Source organism: Bacillus sp. DHT2, from assembly GCF_026241455.1.
Taxonomy (GTDB): Bacteria; Bacillota; Bacilli; order Bacillales; family Bacillaceae_G; genus Bacillus_A; species Bacillus_A pseudomycoides.
In genome coordinates, this window is sequence record NZ_JAPHWH010000025.1 from 22,974 (window position 1) to 31,552 (window position 8,579).

Annotated in this window: 6 protein-coding genes and 2 pseudogenes; 6 read left to right on the plus strand and 2 right to left on the minus strand. The window is 34.6% G+C overall.

All coding sequences use genetic code 11. The features are described from left to right. The first annotated feature begins 64 nt into the window (after positions 1-64). The 3 genes from ORL93_RS29160 to thrS all read left to right on the plus strand — a co-directional run bounded on the left by ORL93_RS29160 (position 65) and on the right by thrS (position 4,598). Positions 65-1,687 carry a thiamine pyrophosphate-binding protein gene (locus ORL93_RS29160; RefSeq protein ID WP_098114315.1) on the plus strand — a complete coding sequence of 541 codons (1,623 nt, stop codon included), beginning with the start codon at positions 65-67 and terminating at the stop codon, positions 1,685-1,687. 41 nt (positions 1,688-1,728) lie between these two features. After that, positions 1,729-2,523, plus strand: coding sequence for a beta-keto acid cleavage family enzyme (locus tag ORL93_RS29165; RefSeq protein WP_265960192.1), 795 nt, complete (start codon positions 1,729-1,731; stop codon positions 2,521-2,523). A gap of 164 nt (positions 2,524-2,687) precedes the next feature. Next, positions 2,688-4,598 carry a threonine--tRNA ligase gene (thrS, locus tag ORL93_RS29170; protein WP_020062735.1) on the plus strand — a complete coding sequence of 637 codons (1,911 nt, stop codon included), beginning with the start codon at positions 2,688-2,690 and terminating at the stop codon, positions 4,596-4,598. Positions 4,599-4,711: 113 nt separating this feature from the next. On the opposite strand, the gene ORL93_RS29175 is transcribed toward thrS, so the two are convergent. Continuing rightward, the gene (locus ORL93_RS29175) at positions 4,712-5,290 is read right to left on the minus strand and encodes an IS3 family transposase (RefSeq protein WP_020062734.1); all 579 of its coding nucleotides are present in this window, start codon (positions 5,288-5,290) and stop codon (positions 4,712-4,714) included. 70 nt (positions 5,291-5,360) lie between these two features. Here ORL93_RS29175 and ORL93_RS29180 point away from each other — a divergent pair, with 70 nt between their 5' ends. The 3 genes and pseudogenes from ORL93_RS29180 (at position 5,361) to tnpC (ending at position 8,144) form a co-directional block, all read left to right on the plus strand. Further along, positions 5,361-5,555, plus strand: a complete 195-nt coding sequence (locus tag ORL93_RS29180; protein ID WP_020062733.1) for a hypothetical protein — start codon at positions 5,361-5,363, stop codon at positions 5,553-5,555. After that, entirely contained in the window at positions 5,552-5,863 is a 312-nt protein-coding gene (gene tnpB / locus ORL93_RS29185) for an IS66 family insertion sequence element accessory protein TnpB (protein WP_020062732.1), read from the plus strand. The genes ORL93_RS29180 and tnpB overlap by 4 nt, the downstream gene beginning before the upstream one ends. A 710-nt stretch (positions 5,864-6,573) precedes the next feature. Then, a pseudogene (gene tnpC / locus ORL93_RS29195) lies at positions 6,574-8,144 on the plus strand (IS66 family transposase). Between the two features lie 100 nt (positions 8,145-8,244). Here tnpC and ORL93_RS29200 read toward each other — a convergent pair. Continuing rightward, positions 8,245-8,475: pseudogene (locus tag ORL93_RS29200) on the minus strand (Rpn family recombination-promoting nuclease/putative transposase); the annotation flags it as partial. Between the last annotated feature and the right edge of the window lie 104 nt (positions 8,476-8,579).

Below are 8,579 nucleotides of genomic sequence, written 5' to 3' on the forward strand. Positions count from 1 at the left end.
TCAGGTTAGTTAAGAGCTTAACCTGATTATCAGAGTGTTGAATTTTATTTAGGAGGCTAATACTATGGATATATTAGATTATTTAAAAAATGAAAAAATTAAAATAAATGCTGTACCTGGCGCACACATTTTGCCTTTATATAAATCCGCCGAAACTAAATTAGATTATTCAAATTTAATTTCATGGAGAACAGAATATGGTGCTGGTTTCGGTGCCCTAGGAAATATTCAGTCAACTGGTCTTCCTGCAATAGTAGTTTCAACAGCTGGACCTGGAATAACAAGTATGATTTCACATGTGGCTCAAGCAAATGCTGAATTTTTACCGCTTATTGCAATTGGTGTTAACAACTATTCTTGGGATTTAGATCAAAGAAAAGGGCTCATCCATGAATTGCCGGATTCAAGGCCGCTTTTTAGAGATATTACGTACGATTGCTTGCGAATTGAATCTGGTTCAGAGTTTGTCGATTATCTAACAAGATGTATCTCTAAGATGAAAAATGGGCAGTGTAGGCCTGTTTACATTGAAATACCTAGTAATATAATCTCTGAAATTGTTGAATTCACTTTTGAAGATGTTAATTACGGTATCCCTGTTAAAAAAAATATCGAAAGTTATATTTCAGAGGTTATAAAAGAGATTAAAACTTGTAAATTCCCTGTGATATATATTGGTTGGGGTGCGCATCTTTCTAATTCAGGACAAGCCATATGCGAACTGGCAAAAAAAATGGGTGCAATAGTTATAACTACATTAAAAGGAAAAGGTGCTATACCAGATAGTTTTTCATTAAATGCAGGCTGTATCTGGGAGAGAGCTAGGCCATTTGATGCAATAGCTGAAAAAAGTGATTTTGTATTAGCATTAGGTACAAGTTTAAGTCTACTTGAAACAAGAAATGCAATGCTTCCTATTGATGGAAAAGTATATCATGTAGCTAATGAAGGGGCTATGTTAAAGAAAAATTATAAGAATTCAAAGACTTTAAACTGTGATATAAATGAATTTTTATGTGCTTTATTACCTAAAGTTAGTCAAGTAGCTAGTGAAGAAAGATTGAAAGAATTAGAAGGGCTCTGTGAAAATATAAAAGAGCAGTGGTATGATGGGCTAAAAAGGACAGTCCCAGAAGTTTGGCAAGTTGTTAATTCTATAAGAAACAATTTTGATATTGAAACACAATTTTCGTTAGACATGTGTCAAGATGCATATTGGTTAACACGTTATCTTAAAACTGAGCTCCCATTTAGTATACATATGCCAAATAATTTTGGAACATTAGGTGGATCTTTACCATCAGCAATTGGAGCTGCAGTGTGTGGTAAGGATGTTGTCTGCATCACAGGTGACGGTGGATTTTCATATGGCTTTACAGAAATTTCAACAGCTTTAAAATATAATATTCCTATAAAGGTTATATTGTTTAATAACAATTTATTTGGTTCAGTAGATGAAACACACACCAAAATTTATAAGTCGAAAAATGAACACTTTCAACTTACTAATCCCGATTATAAGAAACTAGCAGAATCCTTTGGTATTGATTATTATTTTGCAGAAAATGATAGTTTGAATGATGTTTTAGCCAAAGCAAACTCAGTATCAAATTCATTTATTCTCGAAGTACGAACAAAAGGGTTACCAATGTTTAATGGAATTATATGGCCAGAATGGAAATTATAAAATTAAATTTTGTAAAAATGTAAACAGTGAGGATATATATAATGAAAAAAACAATTATTTGTGTTGCACCAACAAGTTTTACTACAGAAGGAATTAATAATCCATTAACTCCAGAAGAAATTGCTGATGAAGTATATAAATGCTATTTACAAGGGGCATCAATAGCGCATTTACATGTTAGGGATGAAAAAGGACGGACTACAAAAAATATTGAGAATTATCTTTATACACTGGAGTTAATAAAAGAAAAATGTGATATAATCATTAATATAGGTAATAGTGATATTGATACTATTAAAGAATATATCAATGAATGGCCCCAATTAAAGACAGTTGCGATACGTACTGGATCATTAACTTTATTTGATTCTGCTGTAAAAGTGACACGAAAAGACACAGAAAATGAGTTAAATACTGCTTTAGATTTAAATTTGGTACCTGAATTTTGTGTGTTTGATATGGGAATGTTCAACAATTCAAAGGAATTGTTGAATAATTGGCCTGAAAAGATACCGTATTATTATAGTATAAACCTAGGATATCCTGGTCAAATGCCTGCTACAACCAAAAACATCCAATATATGTCGGAATATTTAGAGGGGTATGAAAATTGGTTTTATGTTGAATGTAATAGAAAAGGATATATTACATTAGGACAGGCATTGTTATTAGGGGCACACATAAAAATTGGATATGAAGACAGTGTATATGATAAAGAAAATGATTTGGCCATCAATAATAGTATTTTAGTTAAAAGAGTAGCAGATTTATCTAAAGCTTTAGGAAGAGAAGTAGCAAGTGTAAAAGATACTAAATTAATTTTAGGATTAAAATGATTATAAGTTTTGGAATTCATATATTGTTTTAATAAATGTTTGATTTACCAAAAATATGGTGATAATTAATTTTATACTCTTATGTACAATATGATACTAGAGCGATTAATTCATACAAAATTTCCCTTCAATTATTTGGAGTAGGAGTTAATAATGAAAGGTAGATGAATGACGTGGTTAAAATTACATTTCCAGACGGATTAATTAAGGAGTTTCCACCAGGAATCACATCAGAAGAGATTGCAGGTTCTGTTAGTAGTAGTTTAAAGAAGAAAGCTATCGCGGGAAAAATTAATGGCACTTTAATAGATTTAGCTAGACCAATATATGAAGATGTTACTCTTGAAATAATTACACCTGAACATGAAGATTCATTAGAGATTTTAAGACACAGCAGTGCACATCTACTTGCTCAAGCAGTTAAAAGATTATTTCCAGAAGTAAAGTTTGGTGTTGGTCCAACAATTGAAAATGGTTTTTACTATGACATGGACTTAGAAAAATCACTTACACCAGAGGATTTACCACTAATTGAAAAAGAGATGAAGAAAATTATTGATGCAAATATACCAATTCACCGTGTTGAAGTTACTAGGGACGAAGCTTTACGTCGCTTCACTGAAATTGGAGATACATACAAAATTGAGTTAATAAACTCCATTCCGGAGAACGAGCAAGTTACAATTTATGAACAAGGTGAGTTTTTTGACCTTTGTAGAGGAGTGCATGTCCCATCTACGGGGAAAATTAAGGTAGTGAAATTACTTAATGTTGCTGGTGCATATTGGCGAGGGGATAGCAATAATAAAATGCTTCAACGAGTTTATGGAACGGCTTTCTTTACTAAAGAAGATCTGGCTCAATACCTACATATTCTTGAAGAAGCAGATAAAAGAGATCACCGCAAATTAGGTAAAGAGTTAGAATTATTTTTCCTTAGTGAATACGGTCCTGGCTTTCCATTCTTTTTACCAAAGGGAATGGTCGTACGTAATATATTAGAAGAGTTATGGCGGAAGGAGCATGAAAAAGCTGGATATATTGAAATTAAAACACCAATAATGTTAAATAAACAACTTTGGGAAACTTCAGGACACTGGTTTAATTATAGGGAAAATATGTATACATCAGAAATTGATGAAGTAGAATTTGCTATAAAACCTATGAGTTGCCCTGGTGCTATTTTAGTGTATCAGAATTCTTTACATTCTTACCGAGATTTTCCAATACGAATGGGTGAATTAGGTTTGGTACACAGACACGAATTTAGTGGTGCTTTACATGGCTTATTTAGAGTACGCAATTTTACGCAAGATGACGCACACATATTTATGAGAGAAGATCAAGTGGAAGATGAAATAATTAGAGTTATTAATTTGATTGATAAGTTCTATAAAGAAATTTTTGGATTTGAGTATCATATAGAATTGTCAACAAAACCAGATAATGCAATTGGTTCTGATGAAATTTGGGAATTCTCTGAAAAAGTATTAGCTAATGTTTTACGACGTAAAAATATTGAATATAAAATTAACCCTGGTGATGGAGCATTCTACGGTCCAAAACTTGACTTTAAAATAAAAGATGCTATCGGTAGAACTTGGCAAATAGGAACTATTCAACTAGATTTTAATTTGCCTGAAAGGTTTGATATTAATTATATTGGACAAGATGGAAATAAACATCGTCCTGTCATGGTACATCGGGTTATATATGGTTCTCTTGAACGTTTTATCGGTATATTAATTGAACACTATGCAGGAGCATTTCCTACGTGGTTAGCACCTGTACAAGTGAAGATTATACCTGTTTCGTCAATTGAACATTTAGATTATTCAATGAATATTGAGCTTGAATTACAAAAATTAGGATTTCGTGTGGAAGTTGATGCCCGAGATGAAAAAGTTGGATATAAAATAAGAGAAGCACAAATGAAAAAAAATCCTTATATGCTCGTCCTCGGAGATCAAGAAAAATTAAATAATAGTATTAATGTTCGAAAGTATGGAGAACAAGAATCGGAAGAAATGTCATTAGAGAAATTTATAGAAAGACTAAAAAGTGAAATGATATAAATTTAATATAAAAGAGGGTATCCAATTTGCAATGAACTGTACCCCGAATCGTGGACACTAGAAAAAAGCCCATGATTGGTCTTATCCCTGTCAAGTAGACAGTATAAAAAAGACTAAGCAGCCATCGAGATTCGATATTCTATCGGAGCTCGATGGTTGAGTCGTTTTTGGAAACGTTTATAGTTATAAAAGTAAATATATTCTTCAATTGCTTGTATTAAATCCGCTTCTGTTTTAAAATGATTCAAATACAACATCTCCGATTTAAAATGGGAGAAAAATGACTCGATACAGGCATTATCATGGCAGTTTCCTTTGCGAGAGTGGCTGCCAATGATACCTAAATCTAAAAGTCGTTTGTTGTAGGCATGAGATGTGTACTGGAATCCCTGATCTGAATGGAGAATGGTTCCACGCACATCTCTTTTTTGTGTCAACATTTCAATTGTATCTAATACAAGTTCATTATCATTACGCTTGGAAATTTTCCAAGAAACAACTTCGTTATTATAAATATCTTGTACGACAGAAAGATAGCGAAAGCCCTCTTGAAATCGTAGGTAGGTAATGTCTGTAACAAGCGCTTCATTTTGTTGACGATCTTTGAATTCACGGTTTAAAACATTTGGAAACGTATTGGAGTAATTCCCTTTAAAGAAGCGACGCTTCTTCCGAATAATGTAAGCCCCCAATCAAACAACGCATATAAACACGTAGCGCCTCCTGGTACGATGAATGTATCAATTTAAGGAGGTGCTTCATATGTCGCAACAAAAACTAAATATTGTCCCCGTAACATTACATGCCGAAAACAAAAATACTTCCACAACAAAGCCAACAGTGCTTTCGTCAAATCCTACTTGCACGATCAAAACGGCTAACGCTGAAATTTCCTTCTATACCGGCGCAGATGAGCACATCATCCAAACAGTCATGAGGGAGTTGAAAAACTGTTGAAACAAAATTATCCAAGTGTAAAAAATATTTACATCATTTGCGGTAAAACAGACATGCGAAAAGGAATTGATGGACTGGCAACACTGATTCAAGATTCTTTCGAACTTGATCCATATGACGATTCCATTTTCTTATTTTCAGGGTGGAGTAAAGATCGCTATAAATGTTTGTATTTCGATGGGGATGGATTCGCCATGCTTTATAAACGTTTAGACAACGGCAAAATGCAATGGCCGAAAGATGAAAATGAAGTACGCAATCTCTCACAAAAGGAGCTTCGCTGGTTGCTTATTCAGAATTCGGAATAAGCAACCTTATCCCGACTAAAAAATTATTCCGACTTTTAATCCTCATTAGATGTTTATTTTAGAATGATGTAAAAATTGGTCGGAATAATAAATATTTCATGCCTCTTTAGGAAAAGTATCGTATCAGGATTTCCCTGAAAGTCACATTAGAAAAGAGGTAACATAAATTGATATTTATTGCACAGACAACAAAACTTCATCTGAAATATTAATGGGTGATTTTATTTAAGTTGCCAAATTCATAAGTAAATACGCTAAACAAGCACAGGATAAATGTTCAAAATTCCTCGGTCACGAAGATCCGGAACCTACTTTGATCTATGATTCAGCAGATACTGAAATGAAAAGGAAAGCTATTGAAAAGGCAACCATTAATCTTGATATCGACACAGGAACAACTGTTCTTACGCGAAAAGATAATAATGAAATGATACGTAGGTTATATGGATTAAAATGATTTTTAGATGACGGGATTATTCCGACTAATAACCAGTTGATTGTTTTTAATTCACAAAAAATCATAAAAAGGTCGGGATAATCTCATTGTCGGGATAAGGTTGCTCGAAGGATTGTCCATTCAGTAGCCAAAGGCGATTCAACCATCAGCAAAAGGCGTATTCTAAATTCGTACACCCTAATTTCATCTTTATTTCACTGTTCGAAATAGTTATAATAATAGCAACGAAATCGAACGGAAAGTGGTGAATGATGTGGCGAATGTTTCTTCTACGAATGAAAACCAATACGAAAAATTAATTAGGGCGCTCGAAGGGCAATTGGCCCATTCGAATCAACAAAACAAAGACTTATCGAAACAAATTGAGGCATTAACCGATCAAATTCGCCATTTAACTAAGCTTTTATATGGATCTAAAACAGAGAAGTCGAAATATAACGCACCAGACGGGCAAGGATCATTATTTGAGGATGACCCGTCTTTTAGTGAACCTGAGCACACAGAAGAACAAAGCCAACAGACCATTTCTTATACTGTTGTACGAAGATTCAAAAGAAAAAACGAAATGATTCATTACGGGATGATGTGGAGATAGCAACGATTCATCATCACCCAGAAAATACACGATGTGACTGTTGCCAAGAACAAATGATTGAAATTGGCAGTACCATTGTACGTGAAGAAGCAGAATTTATTCCTGCGAAAATGAAGAAAATTCAACACATGGAACACGCTTATGAATGTAAAAATTGCAAAGGCGATACATTTCAAAAAGCACAAATGAAACGTGGTAAAGCACCACAACCACCCATTCAACGTAGCATCGCAAGTTCTAGCGTACTTGCCAAAGTGATATATGATAAATTCTCACAATACTTACCACTTTACCGTCAGGTAAAAGAGTGGGATCGTTATGGCCTAAATACAAATGATAAGAACCTTTCGAATTGGGTCATTCGTGCATCACACGATTGGTTATTTCCTGTTTACAAACGAATGAAGCACTTGATGATGACTAAGTCAATTTTACATGTCGATGAAACATATGCACAAATCATCAACCGATCTGATGGAAAATCTGGTCAATCTAATGCCTATAATTGGGTGTATCGAAGTGTTCCCAGTCAAGGGCCAACGATTGTCCTGTTTCAGAGTTCATTATCACGTGCTCGGTCTGTTCTTGAAAATTTCACTGACGGGTATTCTGGCACAATTGTTTGTGATGGCTATTCTGCCTATGACAAAATTGAAGGAGTGAACTTCGCAAATTGTTGGGCGCATGTTCGTCGCTATTGGCTGAAGGCAGACAGTAAAAATGGACGGATTGGTGTGAGTTATTGTGACGATTTATATCGACTTGAAAGGAAATTTAAACATTTGTCTCCGAGTAAGCGAAGAAAACAGCGCCAAAAATACTCGAAGCCAATTGTGAAGAAATTCCTTGAATGGGTTGAGGTGTCACCATTTTACGGAAAAAATGCCCTTGCGAAAGCTGCTGAATATACATTGAACAGGGCAAATGGTCTCAGAGCATTTTTGAATGATGGGCGCATTGAAATCGATAATAATCCAGCTGAAAACGCCATCCGTCCAAACGTTCTAGGCAGAAAAAACTGGCTTTTTTCGGTCAGCGAAGCTGGCGCAAAAGCGAACGCCATTTGTTTGAGTATCGCAGAAACAGCCAAAAGTAACGGCGTTGATTTCTACGAATACATCAAGAAACTTTTCACGGATCTACCGAATCTCGGAATCCATCAAAATCCTGAAACTTTAGATCAATACATGCCTTGGTCAAAAAAGATTCAGCTGGAATGTAGCAAATAAATGAAATTAGCCGTATTTTTGATTGAAAAAATCAAGATATACGGCTAATTCGTGATGCGTACCGAAAGGTGCGCTTATTTTTTTATAATTCGGGCTTACTCTCTACAAAATGGATTTCGATATCATCACTTAATACTTGTTGTGTTTTTGTATTCCATAATTGGCCGATAGTGTGAAATGAATCATCATCAGCAAATAATAAAAAATCTAATAAGTTAATGGTGATTGTTTTCCGAAGTGAACGATAGGGCATCCCTTCTTGCATTTGAGATGTGTAGAGTTTACTCCAATAGTATAAAGAACGTTTGACCATATCATGTGTATTTCGGAGGTCGGGTAAGTCGGAGTCCTCACGGACCCTTTCTCCCCTCAGAACCGGACTTGTCCGTTTCCAAACATCCGGCTCAAGCCTTCTTTTTATCCAAAACAGCTGGT

Bases quoted from the DNA above. Each gene is read 5' to 3' on its own strand.
- ORL93_RS29165 (WP_265960192.1), top strand. From the start codon at position 1,729: ATGAAAAAAACAATTATTTGTGTTGCACCAACAAGTTTTACTACAGAA.
- ORL93_RS29160 (WP_098114315.1), top strand. From the start codon at position 65: ATGGATATATTAGATTATTTAAAAAATGAAAAAATTAAAATAAATGCT.
- thrS (WP_020062735.1), top strand. From the start codon at position 2,688: ATGAATGACGTGGTTAAAATTACATTTCCAGACGGATTAATTAAGGAG.
- ORL93_RS29180 (WP_020062733.1), top strand. From the start codon at position 5,361: ATGTCGCAACAAAAACTAAATATTGTCCCCGTAACATTACATGCCGAA.